This window comes from Phaeobacter italicus, from assembly GCF_001258055.1.
GTDB classification, from domain to species: domain Bacteria; phylum Pseudomonadota; class Alphaproteobacteria; order Rhodobacterales; family Rhodobacteraceae; genus Phaeobacter; species Phaeobacter italicus.
Genome location: NZ_CVRM01000032.1, coordinates 177,990 through 194,046, shown reverse-complemented (window position 1 = coordinate 194,046; position 16,057 = coordinate 177,990). Strand labels below are relative to the sequence as shown.

Annotated in this window: 15 protein-coding genes; 4 read left to right on the top strand and 11 right to left on the bottom strand. The window is 58.4% G+C overall.

Going from position 1 to position 16,057, the window contains the following annotated elements:
• Positions 1-224: 224 nt before the first annotated feature.
• The 4 genes from NIT7645_RS14515 to NIT7645_RS14500 all read right to left on the bottom strand — a co-directional run bounded on the left by NIT7645_RS14515 (position 225) and on the right by NIT7645_RS14500 (position 2,637).
• Complete coding sequence (locus tag NIT7645_RS14515) at positions 225-668, bottom strand: MarR family winged helix-turn-helix transcriptional regulator (RefSeq protein WP_008559576.1); 444 nt, start codon at positions 666-668, stop codon at positions 225-227.
• Positions 668-1,498 (bottom strand): carbon-nitrogen hydrolase family protein, encoded by an 831-nt coding sequence (locus tag NIT7645_RS14510; RefSeq protein ID WP_008562025.1) that lies wholly within the window; start codon positions 1,496-1,498, stop codon positions 668-670. Before NIT7645_RS14510 ends, NIT7645_RS14515 begins: the two co-directional genes overlap by 1 nt.
• A gap of 67 nt (positions 1,499-1,565) precedes the next feature.
• Positions 1,566-1,823, bottom strand: coding sequence for a glutaredoxin 3 (gene grxC, locus NIT7645_RS14505; RefSeq protein WP_008562263.1), 258 nt, complete (start codon positions 1,821-1,823; stop codon positions 1,566-1,568).
• 85 nt (positions 1,824-1,908) lie between these two features.
• Entirely contained in the window at positions 1,909-2,637 is a 729-nt protein-coding gene (locus tag NIT7645_RS14500; RefSeq protein ID WP_050687366.1) for a double zinc ribbon domain-containing protein, read from the bottom strand.
• A 14-nt stretch (positions 2,638-2,651) separates the two neighbouring features.
• On the opposite strand from NIT7645_RS14500, the gene NIT7645_RS14495 reads away from it, so the two are divergent.
• From NIT7645_RS14495 to NIT7645_RS14485, 3 genes are all read left to right on the top strand, one after another.
• Positions 2,652-3,482 (top strand): methyltransferase domain-containing protein, encoded by an 831-nt coding sequence (locus NIT7645_RS14495; protein ID WP_050687364.1) that lies wholly within the window; start codon positions 2,652-2,654, stop codon positions 3,480-3,482.
• 128 nt (positions 3,483-3,610) lie between these two features.
• Positions 3,611-4,672, top strand: a complete 1,062-nt coding sequence (gene hemH / locus NIT7645_RS14490; protein ID WP_008561480.1) for a ferrochelatase — start codon at positions 3,611-3,613, stop codon at positions 4,670-4,672.
• Between the two features lie 68 nt (positions 4,673-4,740).
• On the top strand, positions 4,741-7,755 hold the full coding sequence (locus NIT7645_RS14485; protein ID WP_050687362.1) for an aminotransferase class III-fold pyridoxal phosphate-dependent enzyme: 3,015 nt from the start codon (positions 4,741-4,743) through the stop codon (positions 7,753-7,755).
• A gap of 129 nt (positions 7,756-7,884) precedes the next feature.
• Here the strand turns inward: NIT7645_RS14485 and NIT7645_RS14480 are convergent, their stop codons facing one another.
• Together NIT7645_RS14480 and NIT7645_RS14475 are read right to left on the bottom strand one after the other, a co-directional pair.
• The gene (locus tag NIT7645_RS14480; protein WP_008562038.1) at positions 7,885-8,067 is read right to left on the bottom strand and encodes a hypothetical protein; all 183 of its coding nucleotides are present in this window, start codon (positions 8,065-8,067) and stop codon (positions 7,885-7,887) included.
• Between the two features lie 140 nt (positions 8,068-8,207).
• Complete coding sequence (locus NIT7645_RS14475) at positions 8,208-8,837, bottom strand: L,D-transpeptidase (protein ID WP_008561186.1); 630 nt, start codon at positions 8,835-8,837, stop codon at positions 8,208-8,210.
• Positions 8,838-9,004: 167 nt separating this feature from the next.
• Here NIT7645_RS14475 and dalA point away from each other — a divergent pair, with 167 nt between their 5' ends.
• On the top strand, positions 9,005-9,499 hold the full coding sequence (gene dalA / locus NIT7645_RS14470; protein ID WP_008563206.1) for a divisome-associated lipoprotein DalA: 495 nt from the start codon (positions 9,005-9,007) through the stop codon (positions 9,497-9,499).
• Between the two features lie 93 nt (positions 9,500-9,592).
• Here dalA and NIT7645_RS14465 read toward each other — a convergent pair whose 3' ends face one another.
• From NIT7645_RS14465 to NIT7645_RS14445, 5 genes are all read right to left on the bottom strand, one after another.
• The gene (locus tag NIT7645_RS14465) at positions 9,593-10,120 is read right to left on the bottom strand and encodes a L,D-transpeptidase family protein (RefSeq protein WP_008561128.1); all 528 of its coding nucleotides are present in this window, start codon (positions 10,118-10,120) and stop codon (positions 9,593-9,595) included.
• 65 nt (positions 10,121-10,185) lie between these two features.
• Positions 10,186-11,010: an ion transporter gene (locus tag NIT7645_RS14460; RefSeq protein ID WP_173644439.1), complete on the bottom strand. Its 825-nt coding sequence runs from the start codon at positions 11,008-11,010 to the stop codon at positions 10,186-10,188.
• Positions 11,000-12,247 (bottom strand): class I SAM-dependent RNA methyltransferase, encoded by a 1,248-nt coding sequence (locus NIT7645_RS14455; protein ID WP_050687361.1) that lies wholly within the window; start codon positions 12,245-12,247, stop codon positions 11,000-11,002. The genes NIT7645_RS14460 and NIT7645_RS14455 overlap by 11 nt, the downstream gene beginning before the upstream one ends.
• A 78-nt stretch (positions 12,248-12,325) precedes the next feature.
• Positions 12,326-14,182 carry an ABC transporter ATP-binding protein gene (locus NIT7645_RS14450; RefSeq protein WP_050687358.1) on the bottom strand — a complete coding sequence of 619 codons (1,857 nt, stop codon included), beginning with the start codon at positions 14,180-14,182 and terminating at the stop codon, positions 12,326-12,328.
• Positions 14,179-16,017, bottom strand: coding sequence for an ABC transporter ATP-binding protein (locus NIT7645_RS14445; protein ID WP_050687356.1), 1,839 nt, complete (start codon positions 16,015-16,017; stop codon positions 14,179-14,181). The genes NIT7645_RS14450 and NIT7645_RS14445 overlap by 4 nt, the downstream gene beginning before the upstream one ends.
• Between the last annotated feature and the right edge of the window lie 40 nt (positions 16,018-16,057).

Here is a 16,057-nt window from a genome sequence, read left to right as displayed (position 1 = left end):
AGGAGTTCATCCTTCTGCACCGTTGGGATGGTTCGGGTGGCGTGTTAGGTCTGTATCAAGGTCAAACTATTTGATCTGTCACCGAGTGAATGCACAAGGCCCTTGTTCCGGGTCTGCCTGTCGGTAAGAGTACCACTCACGGACCAGCCTGACGGGGGGCTAAAGAACGTCTGCTTGCAGACGTCCTTTCCATTTTCAGAGAGTATTTTTGCGAGCGACCCTGATCAGGTGTCGTTGCTGCCCAGTTTGATGCGGAACTCCCGCAGGATGGGGAGCGCGGATTTGACCCGATCGGCGCCCAATTCGTTCACCACCTCGGAAATCATCGGCACAATGCTCGCCAATGCCGCATCCCGCGCCTGTCGCCCAGCAGGGCTGATCGCTACCATCTTGCGGCGCGCATCGTCCCAGTCGGGGCGAATATGCACATACCCTGCCGTCTCCAGCTTGCTCAGCGTGTTTGTCATCGCACCACGTGTCACGTGAAACGCCTTGGCCAGCTGGGCTGGCGTGCGTTCAGTCCCGGTGCGCGCCAGATGATTGAGAACCGAAAAATGAGACAGTTCCATCCCCTTTGGCAACGCCTGACCAAGCCGGGTCCGTGCCAGCTGGTCTGCCATCAGGATCTCGCTGAACAGCGAAACCGCAAGAGAGTTGTTTTCATCCATCAGGGGCCGTCGAATTCTCGGTCGTGGGACAGGGAGGGAACCTGCCTGCGCGCTTGTGACACTTTCTCAAGGTCAAGATCAACGTAGCTTACCCCGACATCGGTACCAGCATCCGACAGGATTTCGCCCCAGGGCGCGACAACCAGACTATGGCCGTAGGTCTGCCGCGATTTGCCAACGGATGCCGGATGAACCCCGGTCTGGGCCGGCGCAAGAACATAGCAGCCCGTTTCGATCGCGCGGGCCTGCAACAGAGCGTGCCAATGCGCGGCGCCGGTCACATGCGAAAACGCTGCCGGCGCGACCAGAACCTGCGCGCCTGCCTTGGCAAGCCTGCGATGCAGATAGGGAAAGCGCACGTCATAACATATGGTCATACCGATTTTGGCGAATGGCGTGTCCGCCACCACCGCGCGGGTGCCCGGCCGATAACCATCAGATTCTCGATATGTTTCTTCTGGCGTGACATCCACATCGAACATATGGATCTTGTCGTAGCGCGCGACGATCTCTCCCTGCGGATCAATCAGGATCTGGCGATTGGCAAACCGCTCGTCCTCGTCATGGGTTTTGACACCAAGTGATCCGATCAGAAGCCAGATACCATGGCGCGCCGCCTCTTTGCGCAGGGCGGCAAGTGTCGGGTCTTCGTCCTCGTGATGCAGGACGGCATGTTGATGTTTGCGACTGGAAGAAAGGCAGTTCGTCACTTCTGGGGTCAGGACAAAGCCTGCGCCGCCCGCGACCGCCTCTTCAATCATCCTGGTCACTATGCGCAGGTTTTCCGGCGGCTGATCAGTGGAGGTGATTTGGAGCAAAGCCGCGCGCATGAGAATGGTCCTTTGGGTGCTGGATCGGGGCACAACGCCCCGACCAGTCGGGTTTTGGCGAACCCTATCAGGCCGCCAGAAGCGGATCCAGCTTGCCCGAACGATCCAATGCGTAAAGATCGTCGCAACCACCGACATGGGTGTCCCCGATAAAGATCTGCGGAACGGTGCGCCCGCCATTCGCCCGCTCGATCATCTCTGCCTTGCGGCCAGGATTGGCCAGAACGTCCACCTCAGAAAACTCAACCCCCTTCTGTTTCAGAAGGCGTTTGGCAGCGTGGCAAAAGCCGCAGAGCGGCGATGTGTAGATTTCTACGGGTTTCATTCGGGGTCTCCATAAGGTCTGAAATGCGTGTCAGCCCTGAACTTGGGTAGTCTTGCGACAAATTGCCAGCCCGGTTTCATCGCAATCACGTCCGCGTGACACGGGCCAGCACCGCAACCCGAACCACATCTGCCCCCGCCCCAAGGCAAGCCATGGTACAGGCAGCCAGTGTCGCACCGCTGGTCATCACGTCATCGACGATCACCACAGACCGATTTTGGATCAGCGGTCCATGTTTCGGATTGACCCGAATGCTGCCGTCGAGGATGGCCTGGCGTTGGGCTCTGCTCTTGCCTTCCAACGACGGCGTCCTGCGCGACCGCAGCAGAAGATCAGGGCAACAACGCCGCCCCAGTCGTGCCGCCAACGCCTGCGCCAGCAAGGCGGACTGATTGTAGCGCCGCCGCAAATAGCGGCTCCAATGCAACGGGACTGGCGCAATGATTGGGTCATCAACAGCCAATACCGCTGTCGCCTTGGCAAGCCAGTCGGCAGCAGGCGCAACGATATCCGTCCGGTCGCCATGTTTCAGGCCCAGGATCAGCCTTCGCGCCGTGCCTTCATAAAGGAGGGCAGCCCGCCCCTGCACCCAAGGGCGTGGATGGGCCAGGCAGTCATCACAGGCCATCGCGAACCCATCGTCCTCTCCCATCATCGGAAGTCCGCAACCATCACAGCATAACCCGCCGACAAAAGGCGTATCCCGCCAACAGGGACCACAGAGACCAAAATCGCTTTCGACCCAATCGCCACATGCCAGGCATCTGGGCGGGTAGATCAGCGAAACTGCTGTTTGTATCCCCCCCGCCAACATCCTAAATAGCCCTCATGACCCAAGCCCAGACGCCCCGCCCGCAGCTGTTTGACCGTCGCGCCCTTGCGGCCCAACGTGCCCGACTGACGCCCGATTCCCTGTTCCTGCATGAAATTGCCCGGGACGAAATCGAGGATCGGCTTTCCTTGGTTAACAGATTCTTTACCCGGCCCGCTGTTGTTGCGCCTTTTGCGGAGGTCTGGGACAACTGTCTGCCAAACGCAAAGCACGTCCCAGATACAGATGTTCTGGATCTGGAGGTGGGCGCCCATGATCTGGTCGTCCATGCCATGTGTCTGCATTGGGCCAATGACCCGGTTGGCCAGCTGATTCAGTGCCACCGCGCCCTGAGCGAAGACGGGTTGCTTCTGGTATTGATGTTCGGAGGTCAGACACTGCACGAACTGCGCAGCGCCCTCGCCACGGCGGAAACCCGGATCAGCGGCGGCCTGTCGCCCCGTATCGCCCCCATGGGAGAGGTGCGCGACCTGGGCGCATTGTTGCAGCGGGCGGGGTTTGCCCTGCCGGTGGCCGATGTCGTGCCGCTGACCGCCAAGTACCGCGATCTGCCGCACCTGATGCGCGAACTGCGGGGGATGGGTGAAACCAACGCCATGTCCCAGAGACGCAGAACCCTTGCACCGCGTCGTCTGTTTCAGGAAGCCGAGACGATTTATCGCGACACTTTTGTCGATCCGGATGGTCGCCTTCCTGCAACCTTCGAGCTGATCTGCCTAACCGGGTGGTCGCCCTCCGACTCCCAGCAAAAACCTCTGCGCCCCGGATCTGCCAAGGCCCGTCTGGCAGATGCGCTAAAAGTCCCGGAAACCAAGCTGCCCAAGTAGACGCACCACGCCATAGGACTATCCTATGGGTCTGGTGAAATGATCCGATTGGCCAAGCCCGTCGTAAAGGCTTATTGCTAGTGCGGATCTGATGACCCGCTGACCGATTATCGTACAGGACCTGATAGATGCTGGATGCCACTGCCCCCGCCACTTGCCCCGCCCATGCCCCGGCCGATCACCCCAAGATCGCTCCGGCCAAGGTCGGCGTGCTGCTGGCCAATCTCGGCACGCCCGATGACTACAGCTATTGGCCCATGCGCCGCTATCTGAACGAGTTTCTGTCAGACAAGCGTGTGATCGACTACGCATCCTGGAAATGGCAGCCACTGCTGCAGCTGATCATTCTCACCAAGCGGCCCTTTACATCCGGTGCGGCCTACAAATCGATCTGGAACCACGACAAGGGCGAAAGCCCCCTGATGACGATCACGAAAGACCAAACAGCGGCCATGGCAGAGAAACTGCAAGCCCGCTATGGCGGCGAGGTGATGGTTGATTTCTGCATGCGCTACGGCAACCCGTCCACCAAATCCAAGGTTCGGGCGATGATTGACGCAGGCTGCCAGAAGATCCTGTTTCTGCCGCTTTATCCGCAATATGCCGGCGCGACCTCGGCCACTGCCAACGATCAGTTCTTTCGGGCACTGATGGACGAGCCATGGCAACCCGCATCCCGCACCGTCGCCCCCTATTTTGACGATCCCGCCTATATCGACGCACTCGCCCGATCCGTGGAGAAAGCCTATGCAGCGGCGGAAAAGAAACCGGACATCCTGGTTGTCTCCTATCACGGAATGCCGAAACGCTACCTGATGCAGGGCGATCCGTATCACTGCCAGTGTCAGAAAACGACGCGCCTTCTGAAGGAACGTCTGGGTTGGGCGGATACCGAAATCACCACCACCTTCCAGTCCGTTTTCGGCCCCGAAGAATGGCTGAAGCCCTATACAGTTGATCACGTTGCAACCCTTGCCCACGAAGGCAAAAAGAACATTGCGGTCATCGCACCTGCGTTTTCCGCGGATTGCATCGAAACGCTGGAAGAGATCAACGAAGAGATCCGCGAGAGCTTTGAAGAGGCAGGCGGTGAGGAATTCCTCTACATCCCCTGCCTCAACGACGATCCCGAACATATCGACGCACTTGCCGGTGTCATCGAGCGCAATTTGAAAGGGTGGCTGGACTAAAATTCCTCCCCGGTCCAAATAGGATCCAATATTGGAAGCCGGACTAAGCCGGAACCGGGGAGAATTTGATGAGCACTGCGCATTGGGCCAAGGCCCTTTTGGACACATGGGGCATCAAGGCGGCGCTGACCCGTCTGGATGGCGAATACGATCTGAATTTCCTGGCACAGGCAGAAGATGGGCAGATCTATGTCCTCAAGGCCATGCGCCCTGGTTGCGACTATGATCTGGTTGATGTGCAGATTGGCGCCCTTGCCCAGATCGCACGATCGGCCCCTGATCTGCCACTGCCCCGTGTCATACCGGCCCAAAACGGCGCATCCTGCCTGAGCCTTGCTGACGAAGCAGGCAATGAGCGACTGGTATGGCTCCAGACTGGGCTTCCTGGGCGGTGTTATGCCAAGAGTCACCCCAAGACCGCCGCCCTTGTTACCGAGGTGGGCGCCGTGCTGGCCGGCGTGACCCGAGCCTTGAAAGATTTCGACCACCCTGCACTGCACCGTGATTTCAAATGGGACCTGATGGCTGCAGATTGGGTTGCGGCCGAAAGCGGTTGCATCAGCGACCCTGCCCGCCGGCAGCTGGTTGATGACATCTGCGCCGATTTTGCCAGGCTCAAGCCAAAGCTGGAGGCCCTGCCCCGCCAAGCGATTCATAACGATGCCAACGACTATAATATCCTCGTGGCAGGAGAGCTGAGCGCGCCGCAACATATCAGCGGGCTGATCGACTTTGGCGACATGTGCGCCGCGCCGCGGATCTGCGATCTGGCAATTGCGGCGGCCTATATGGTTCTGGATCACCCAAAACCACAACAGGCCCTAACGTCGTTGGTGGCCGGCTACCATGCCGTCAATCCGCTCACCGCGGCAGAGCTGGACCTGCTATGGCCGCTCTTGCGGATGCGTCTTGCGGTCAGCGTTGTGAACTCAACCCTGATGGCTGCAGATCATCCTGACGATCCTTACGTAACGATCTCGCAAGCACCAGCTTGGCGTTTTCTTGACCAGCCGGCAGAGCATCCTGCCCTGATTGCGGGCCGACTGCGGGCAACCTGCGGTCTGCCTGTGGTCGATGGCGCTGACCGTGTTTTGGCCTATTTAGAGAAGCATTCCGGCAGTTTTGCCCCCATCATGAACCGCGACCTGAGCGACGTGCCGATGGGTTCCTTGTCAGTGGAAAACTCCACTTGGCCACAGAACCCGTTCGACATGCCGCTGGAAGAAGCCGCACAGGTCGGCGCAGAGTTTGCGGGGAAAGACGGATCTGAGTGGTGGCTCGGCTACTATAACGAGCCCCGCCTGATCTATACCGCGCCCGCCTTTCGCAAAGGCGCATACAAGGCCAGTGACCGGCGGACCGTGCACCTCGCGGTGGATGTGTTCGCACCCGCCGGTCAGGCGCTCCATGCGCCGCTGGATGGCGAGGTGCTGATTGTCGAAGACCGCGCCAATCATCTTGATTACGGGGGTGTTATCATCCTCAAACACCTCACAGATGACGGCGATCCATTCTACACCCTGTACGGCCACCTTGATCCGGAATGTGTCACGCGGCTCACGGCAGGGGACAAGATCGCGCGTGGACAGGCATTTTGCCAGCTAGGAAATGCCTATCAGAACGGTGGCTGGGCTCCGCATGTCCATTTCCAGATCGCCCTGTCCACCGATGGGATCGAAGCGGACTGGCCAGGGGTCGCAGATCCTGATGATCTGGTTCTTTGGAATGCCCTATGCCCAAATCCGGCGCCGCTGCTGAACCTGCCAGCAGAGAAAACCGGCTACCAACCGACAGACAAAACGACAGTTCTGGCCGCGCGCAAGGCACATTTCGGGGGCAACCTCAGCCTCACCTACCAAGACCCGGTTATGCTCTTGCGGGGGTGGAAACATCACCTGTTCGACGAATGGGGGCGGCCCTATCTGGATGCCTACAATAACGTCCCTCACGTAGGGCACGCCCATCCGCGCATTCAGGCCGTTGCTGCGGATCAGCTGAAGCGCATGAACTCCAACACCCGTTACCTGCATCCGGCGCAAACTGCCTTTGCCGAAAAAGTTCTTTCAAAGATGCCCGAGCATTTGGAAGTCTGCTTTTTCGTGAACTCAGGAACCGAAGCGAACGAGCTGGCGCTGAGACTGGCGCGGGCCCATACCGGCGCCAAGGGGATGGTAACGCCAGACCACGGCTATCATGGCAACACCACGGGCGTGATCGATGTCTCTGCCTATAAGTTCAACGCCAAGGGGGGTGTGGGGCCGTCAGATTGGGTTGAGCTGGTCGAGGTCGCAGATGACTATCGCGGCAGCTTCGGCCGCGATGATCCTGAACGGGCCCAAAACTACGCAAATCTTGTAGACGACGCGATCGCAAAGCTCCGTCAGGCAGGCCACGGGATTGCTGGTTTCATCGCCGAGACATTCCCCTCCGTGGGTGGGCAGATCATTCCGCCAAAGGGGTATCTGGCTGCCGTTTATGAAAAAATCCGCAAGGCCGGTGGGGTCTGCATAGCGGATGAGGTCCAGACAGGTCTCGGACGTCTTGGGGACTACTACTTTGGATTTGAACACCAAGAGGCCTCCCCGGACATTGTTGTGATGGGCAAACCCATCGGCAACGGCCACCCCCTGGGTGTGCTGGTCACAACGCGCGACATCGCTGAGAGTTTTGCCCAGGGACCAGAGTTCTTTTCGACTTTTGGCGGATCAAACCTGTCCTGCCGGATCGGCACAGAAGTTCTGAACATTGTCGACGACGAAGGCCTGCAGGAAAACGCGCGCCTGCGCGGCAGCGAACTGTTGAGCGGCCTGAAGGATCTGCAAGGCCGCTATCCCTCGATTGGTGACGTCAGAGGAATGGGGTTGTTTATCGGCGTGGAACTGATCAACCCGGATGGCTCCGAGGCAACAGCGATCTGTTCTTATCTCAAGAACCGGATGCGCGACCACCGAATCCTGATCGGCAGCGAGGGGCCAAAGGACAACATCCTCAAAATTCGCCCGCCCCTGACGATTGATGCAGAGGATATTCAGATGATCCTCGAGACGATGGACAGCATTCTGGCCGAGGTTCACTGCGACTAGGCAGATGACAGCCCCGGATGGAAACGTCCGGGGTATTTTCAATCCTCAAAGCGCGTCCTGGCGGATGCCCTGAACACGAAAAAAGGCGGTGGAAATCCACCGCCTTTCTTTGCTTTCTGATGCGAGCAATTAGTTGCTTGCAACAGCCGCGCCGACAACAACCAGCAGCAGCAGCGGCAGCAGGATGCCGCTGGAGGAGCTTTCTGCCTGCTCAACAACAACAACCGGCTCAACAACCGGCTCAGACAGGTTGCCCGCGGTTGCGGTGGAAGCAGCAGCAGTCAGAGCAGCAGCGATAACGAGTTTTTTCATGTTAACCTCCAAAAAAGTTGCGCGGATCAGTCCACCTGAACCACGCGCCCAAGACTTACCTCGTGGTATTGTCTAAGCAGCAAAAAACCGAGATTGCAATTACTTGTGGATGTTCTGCCTCCGGCTGCGCCGTCATGTCGTCAAATTAGCAACACCTGAGTGCCCACTTTTGTTAACGCAAACAACTCGGCAATATGCTCGTTGTAAAGACCGATACATCCGTTGGAAGACTTGCGGCCAATCTTGCGTGTATCGTGGGTTCCATGAATGCGATAGTACTTCCAGCTTAGGTACAAAGCGTGTGTTCCCAAGGGGTTATCCGGTCCGGGCGGAATGTAGGCGGGCCATTCCGGGTTGCGCTTGAGCATGTTGGGCGTTGGTGCCCAGCCGGGCCCGTCGACCTTGCGGATGATCTGTGTTCGACCACGCCGGGTCAGATCGTCGGACAGCGGAACGGAAGAGGGGAAAAGTCGGTAATCATTCCCATCTTCGGACCAGTAGTGAAGCGCGCGGCTGTCGATGTCGACAAGAATCGCGCCCTTGCGCAAATTGTCGAAATAAGGCTGCCATTTCTTGGAACGAAATGCCGAGATATTGCGTTTAACCGGTGGTTCTGGCTCAGGCGGCGGACGCAGGGGGTCGTATGCCTCGTCGGCTACCTCGTCAACTTCCTGGGCCCAGGCCGCAGAGGTAACACCTGCCCCCGCGAGGGAGGCAGAACCGGCAAGAAACTGCCGTCTTGTAAAGGAACTAAAAGGACTGCGGGTCATGACTTTTCCAAACTGCGGAGATATTCATTCGTAGACCCGTATCTTATGGCGCGAATGCCTCAGTCGCAAATCAAACCCGTCCTGAACCGCTGATTCCACCTCGACGGGTTTGCGCCAATGTCACAGGCGCGCTAAGGGAGCCAGCAGTCAATGAAGCAAGGTGTAATATGACGCGTGTATTTCTGATCCTCGTTGCCGGGCTTATGTCCTTTGTCGCGGCTTGTGCGCCTGCTCCAGATGGCAACACCAGCGCCGGTCAGGTTTACCGGATCCGCAATGCGGACAAGGTACAGCTGCGTATGCTCGATTCCGTCAATGCGCTGCGTCAGGCTGCCGGCACCCAGCAGGTGCAGCTGAACGCCCAACTTACCGCCGCTGCAGCGACCCATTCGCGCGATATGTCTGTCCAGAACCGCCCCTGGCATTTCGGCTCTGACGGCTCCTCTCCGCTCGACCGTGTTGCTCGTGCCGGTTTTGTGGGTGACGTGATCGGCGAGACCATCTCGGAGACCTATGAATCCGAATTGCAGACGCTGACCGCCTGGATGGAAGACCCATCCACCCGCGCAGTCATTCTGGACCCGAAAGCCGCCAACATGGGCTTTTCCTGGTTTCAGGAACCCAATGGCAAAATCTGGTGGACGCTCATCATGGGCAGCTAAACCCAGCTGATATTCAAAAAACAAAGGCCCGATCACAGCATGTGACCGGGCCTTTGTTTTGCACATTTGCGGAATGCAATCCTGCATCCGAAATTACGGATAAAGGAAAATCGGCGTCCCATCCGCAACCATGGCATAGATCTCTTCGATCTCGTGGTTCTTGACTGCGATACAGCCGGCCGTCCAGTCATCGACGCGCGCTGCACGCTTGCGGGCCTTGGCGCTGTTCGGTTCACCGTGGATGAAGATCTCTCCACCAGGTTTCTTGCCCATCGCGGCGGCCTTTGCCCGGTCCTCGGCATTCGGATACGAGATGCCGATAGACAGGTGATAGGCGCTATTGGGGTTGCGCCGGTCGATGAAATACGTGCCTTCCGGGGTTTTACCGTCGCCTTCCACAGCCTTGTGGCCAGCGGGAGCAAAGCCCAGATCCATCTTGTATTCGCGCAGGATGTCCTGATCGTGCATCAGATAAACCTTGCGCGCCCCTTTGTTGACCACGATCGATGTGACCTCGGGACCATTGTACGCGAGAAACTTGTTTACTGGCCCGGTGCTGGAGCTACAGCCCGCAACCCCCAGGGTCGCGGCGATGCCCAGGCCGAATGCTCTTCTGTCCATTTTTGTTCGGTCTCTGCCTGTTTTGCCTCATATCCCGATTACAACGGTTGGCCCGTTAATCAAAATCACTTCTTCTCGTGTGGGGGCTCAAGGCGGGAGATCTGCTGCTCAATAGCCTCAAGACGGGCCAGAACCTGATCCCGATAGGCATCTGTACGCTCGCCCTCTTCCTCGCTGTGGGCGTCCTGCATCGAGTTCACGATAAGACCCACCAACAGGTTCACCACCGCAAAGGTGGTCACCATGATGAACGGCACAAAAAAGGCCCAGGCGTAGGGATACACCTCCATCACCGGGCGCACGATGCCCATCGACCAGCTTTCCAGCGTCATGATCTGGAACAGGGAATACGCGCTGAGCGCCAGATTTCCGAACCACTCAGGGAAGCTCGCGGCGAACAGCTTCGTCGCGATGACCGAGCCGATGTAGAAGATGATCGCCATCAGCAGGAACACAGACCCCATCCCCGGCAGGGCCGTGATAAAGCCCTCGACCACTCGGCGCAGGCGTGGCGCAACCGAGATCACGCGTAAAACCCGCAGAATGCGCAGCGCACGCAGCACTGACACGCCCTGTGCGCCTGGCAGGAAAGCGATACTGACGATCACAAAGTCAAAGACGTTCCAGCCGCGCAGAAAGAAGCGATGCCGCTGAACCAAAAGCTTTGCCAAAAGCTCTACGACGAAAATAGCCAGACACAGCTGATCGATGAGCAGCACAACGGATCCGGCACGCGACATGACGGCCTCGGATGTTTCCATCCCAAGCGTCACCGCATTAATCAGGATCACTGTGGTGATGAAATTTCCAAATCGGTCGCTGGCCAGAATTTGGCCCAGCCGTTCAATCAGGCTGAGTTTTGTTACGCTCGTCACGGGTTCACCCCACATAAGTAAAGCTGGCCGCAAGCTCGGTGTGCGATGACCAGCGGAATTGATCGACAACCTGAACCCAATTCAGTTGATATCCGCCATCCACCAAAATCTTGGCATCGCGGGCAAAGGTCACAGGATTGCAGGACACATAGGCAATGCTTGGTGTTTTTGCAGCCACCAGCTGAACAGATTGTGCTTCTGCCCCTGCCCGTGGCGGGTCGATGACAGCCGCGTCATACTCTTCCCCAAAGGGATTCAAATCGACCGGCAGCAGGGGATTGCGAAACAGATCCCGTGTTTCGGTCGTGACCTTTTTCAGCCCTTTCGCCTGCCGCCATCCAAGATCCAGCGCCGCCAGCATCGGGCGCTCTCCCTCGACGGCGTGGACTTCTGCATTGCGGGCCAGAGGCAGGCTGAAGGTGCCGCAGCCAGCAAACAAATCGACAACGCGCTTTGCCCGTCCCACGGCTTCTTCGACCGCAGCCAACAGGGCTGCCTCACCGTCGCGGGTGGCCTGAAGAAACGCCCCTGGCGGTGGGCAGACATGGGCAGGACCGGAGGGTTGGGTTGGTGGCTGCTCCATTCCGATCAGCTCATCTTCCCAGCTGAGCCGCGCCAGACCGTGGGCATCAACGATCCGGGCCAGATCGATCCGCAACTGACCATCAAGCGGTTTGCCATTTGCCACCAGAACATCCAGGCCGACCTCAGACAGGGTTACGGTCACGGACAATGGCGCCTTGCGGCTTGCACCGACCATTGCCAGTTCCTCTGCCACTGGAATAGCGGCGATCAGCTCTGGAGACAGGAGCTGGCAGTCAGGGATCTGGGTGATGACATCAGAGGCGCGACCATGAAATCCTGCCATCGCGCCCTTTTTCGTCCGCCGCACCGACAGGGTAGCCCGGCGCCGGGACTGAGGGGGCGAGGTGTGGATTGGCCGGAAATCAGCCGTCAACCCCTGCGCGGACAAGGCGGACTGAACGATACCAACCTTCCAATCGGCCACAAAATCATCTGCCGCATGTTGCAACTGACAGCCGCCACAGGATTTGTAGTGTCTGCACGGCGCCTGAACCCGCGCCTCTGACGGGGTTTCGATCCGAATATCTGTCAGCTGGTTGCCGTCACGGATACCGCTGACGGTCTCTCCCGGCAGGGTCCGCGGGGCAAAGAGGGGCCCATCGGCGATCCCGTCGCCCTGGTGCCCGAGACGCTGAATTGTGGCTGTAAGTCTGGCTTCATGTGTCATGGGCGCTGAATACCCCGCCACCGTGTCAGGCAAAAGGAAAATGCGCAGGCTTGCGATCACATCACCGCAGGGCTGCGCCTATTCTGCGGCATCCTGTGCGGCTCGGCTCTCTCCATCGGTGCGGATAAATCCACCTGACTGGCGCGACCAGAACTGCGCATAAAGCCCACCTTGCGCCAGCAGCACCTCGTGGCTGCCCATCTCAACGATCCTGCCCTGCTCCATCACGATGATCCGGTCCATTTCGCTCAGCGTTGACAGGCGGTGCGCAATCGCAAGGACGGTTTTACCCTCCATCACCCGTTCAAGAGCCGTCTGAATCGAGGCCTCAACCTCGGAATCCAATGCCGAAGTCGCCTCGTCCAGAACAAGGATCGGCGCGTCTTTTAGGATAGCCCGTGCCAAAGCGATCCTTTGACGCTGCCCACCAGACAGTTTGACACCGCGCTCTCCCAGGTAGGCGTCATAACCTGTGCGCTCCTGCCCATCCTGCAGATCCTGAATGAAATCATGCGCCTCGGCTTTTTGCGCAGCTGCGATCATGTCCGCTTCGCTCGCATCCGGGCGACCGTACAGGATGTTGTCGCGGGCAGAACGATTGAACATCGCCGTTTCCTGCGTGACCATGCCGATTTGGCTGCGCAGGGAATTCTGTGTCACGCCAGAAATGTCCTGCCCATCAATCAGAATTTGCCCATTTTCCCCGTCATAGAGCCGCAGCAAGAGCGAAACGAGGGTCGATTTACCGGCGCCAGACGCCCCGACAATACCCAGTTTTTCGCCAGCTTTGATCGACAGGGTGACATCCTGAACGCCCCCCACATCGCGCCCGTAGGCAAAGCCCACGTTGCGAAACTCAATCGCGCCGTCGGTGACATTCAGCTCGGTTGCTTCGGTTTCATCCTCAACCCGATCGGGTCGGGTCAGGGTTTTCATGCCGTTTTCGATCTCTCCGACATTTGAGTAGATCGCCATCAGGGTAAAGCTCACCCAGCCAGTCATCTGCGCAATCCGGATGGACACGGCACCAGCTGCAACGATATCGCCCTCGCTTGCGAGCCCGTCGCGCCACAAAAACAGTGTCGCACCGATGAGCAGCACAGGCAGCAGGCCAGCAAGGGTCATCAGGCAGAACCGGAAGCTGGCAGACAGATAGCCAAAGTGCAGCGCCTTCTCGCGGAAGTCAGCCATCGCATCCTGGGCTGTGCTTTCCTCGAACTCGGCATGAGCAAAGAGCTTCACAGTCTTGATATTGGTGATGGTATCGACAACCTGCCCTGACACCATGGCCCGTGCCCCGGCTCGCTTGGCCGAGCGTTCACGCACCCGCGGCAGAAACCAACGGATCGTCGCGAAATACCCGACGAGCCAGCCCGCGAACAATGCTGTGATGCGCCAGTCAATTGCACCCAAAAGGGCAAGCGCCCCCGCCAAGGAAGCAAGAGCAAACGCAACGACATTGATGACTTCGACAGAAACAGAGGTCACGGCATTGGCGGTTTGCATCTGCTTTTGGGCAATGCGACCTGCAAAATCGTCATCAAAAAAGCGCACCGACTGCCCCATGGTCCAGCGATTGAGCCGCGACAAAACAAGGGGGTTCACATTGGGCTGGACGATGATTGCGTTGGACGCAGCCGACAGGCCGAAAAGGATTGGCCGCAGGACCAGAAAAAAGCCCAGTGCGCCGACAATCGCCAGCAGGTTGGCCGTCGAAAAGAAGCTGTCAGGTCCGCTGGCAATCGCCGTGTCGATCACCATACCCAGAATATAAGCTGTGCCTGCCTCCATCGCGCCCGCTAGCGCGGAAAACAGCGCAGCAAGGGCAAGCATTGGCCAAGCCCCGGACAGACACCACCGCAAAAAGCCCCCCAGCCGATCCGGCGGGGGGCCCTTGGCCGGTTGGAACGCATCAATCAGATTGCCAAATTTCATTCTGCTGCCTCGACATTCAGGAACCCACCGGATTGGCGCGCCCAGAATTGGGCATATAGGCCCTCTGACCGCAAAAGCACGTCATGAGTACCCTCTTCGACAATCCGTCCCTGATCCAACACCAGAATACGGTCCATTTGGGCAATCGTGGACAGCCGGTGCGCAATCGCGATCACCGTCTTGCCCTGCATCATGCTATATAGAGTCTCTTGAATTTCGGCCTCCACCTCGGAATCCAGGGCAGAGGTCGCTTCGTCCAGAATAAGGATGGGGGCGTCCTTCAGGATCACCCGCGCGAGGGTAACACGCTGACGCTGCCCCCCCGACAATTTCACCCCACGCTCACCGACGTGCGCGTCATAGCCAGTTCGCCCCTGCGGATCCTGCAGATCGAGAATAAAGTCATGCGCACGGGCCTTCTGCGCGGCCTCGACCATCTCTGCCTCGCTGGCATCGGGGCGCCCATACAGAAGGTTGTCCCGCACGGAGCGATGCAACAAAGAGCTCTCTTGCTGCACCATCCCGATGTGCCGCCGCAGACTGTCCTGCGTGACATGGGCGATATCCTGACCATCGACCAGGATCTGGCCGCGCTCAGGATCGTAGAACCGCAGCAGCAGCTTGACCAAGGTCGACTTTCCTGCGCCAGAGCGGCCGATCAGACCGATCTTCTCACCCGGCTGGATGGTCAGGTTGATCTGGTCCAAACCACCACTGCCGCGCCCATAGTGATGCGACAGCTCCCGCAGCTCCAGGCTCCCCTTGCTAAGCTGCAGATCGGTGGCATCGGGGTCATCGACGAGATTGATCGGCTGCGCGATGGTCTCCATCCCTTCGACAACAACGCCCAACTGCCGAAAGAAGGTGGTCAGCGCCCACATGATCCAACCGCTCATCCCGTTCAGCCGCAACGTCAAAGCAGACGCAGCCGCAATCACCCCAACAGAGGCAAGGCCCTGCATCCAAAGAAAAATACCCCACCCCACGGTGCTAACGATCAGCAGCCCGTTCAGGCTCACCAAGGTGGCATCCATGATGGTGTAGATCCGCATCTCTGTCTGAAAGGTGCGGCGGGTTTTCTCGATGGCCTCTCGGGCGTAGGTCAATTCGGTATCATGATGGGCAAACATCTTGACCGAATGAATATTCGAATAACTGTCGACCACGCGCCCTGTCACGGTCGACCGTGCATCCGACGCGGCCTGACTGGCAGGGCCGACGCGGCGAACCGTCCAACGGATCAAAAGCGCGTAAAGCGCGAACCAGATCACCAGCGGCAGCATCAGCAGCGGGTCAGCGTACCACAGCAGGATTGCGGCTCCGATGATGTAGGCCAATGCAAAGGTGATCGCGTCGAACACCTGAAATACCACTTCCCCTGCGGCCGGCGGGGTCTGCATGATGCGATTTGCAATGCGTCCGGCAAAATCGTTTTCAAACCACCCGACCGATTGGCGCAACACATGTTTGTGCGACCGCCAGCGGATCAACGTGCCGAAATTCGGCAAAATCGTATTGTTCAGCAACAATACATCCAACAGCTGAATAAGCGGGCGCAGGGTCAGGATGAAAACAGCGAGCAATATCAGCTCTGTCCCGTGATCCTGCCAGACTTGCGCCGGTTCCCCCGACAAAAGATCAACCACACGCCCCATGTAGTGGATCAGGCCAATCTCAATCGCGGCAACAATCAAGGACAGGATTGCCGTCACGACAAAGACCTTTTTGAAGGGCTGCGCGTAGTCCTTCAGGAACGGCCAAAGACGCCGTGGGGGAACGTTGGTCTCCGGGTAGTCACAATAGGGGTCAACGAGGTTTTCGAAAAAGCGAAACATACGGGTGCTCCAATAAAACTGAGCCTTTGGAATAGTCATG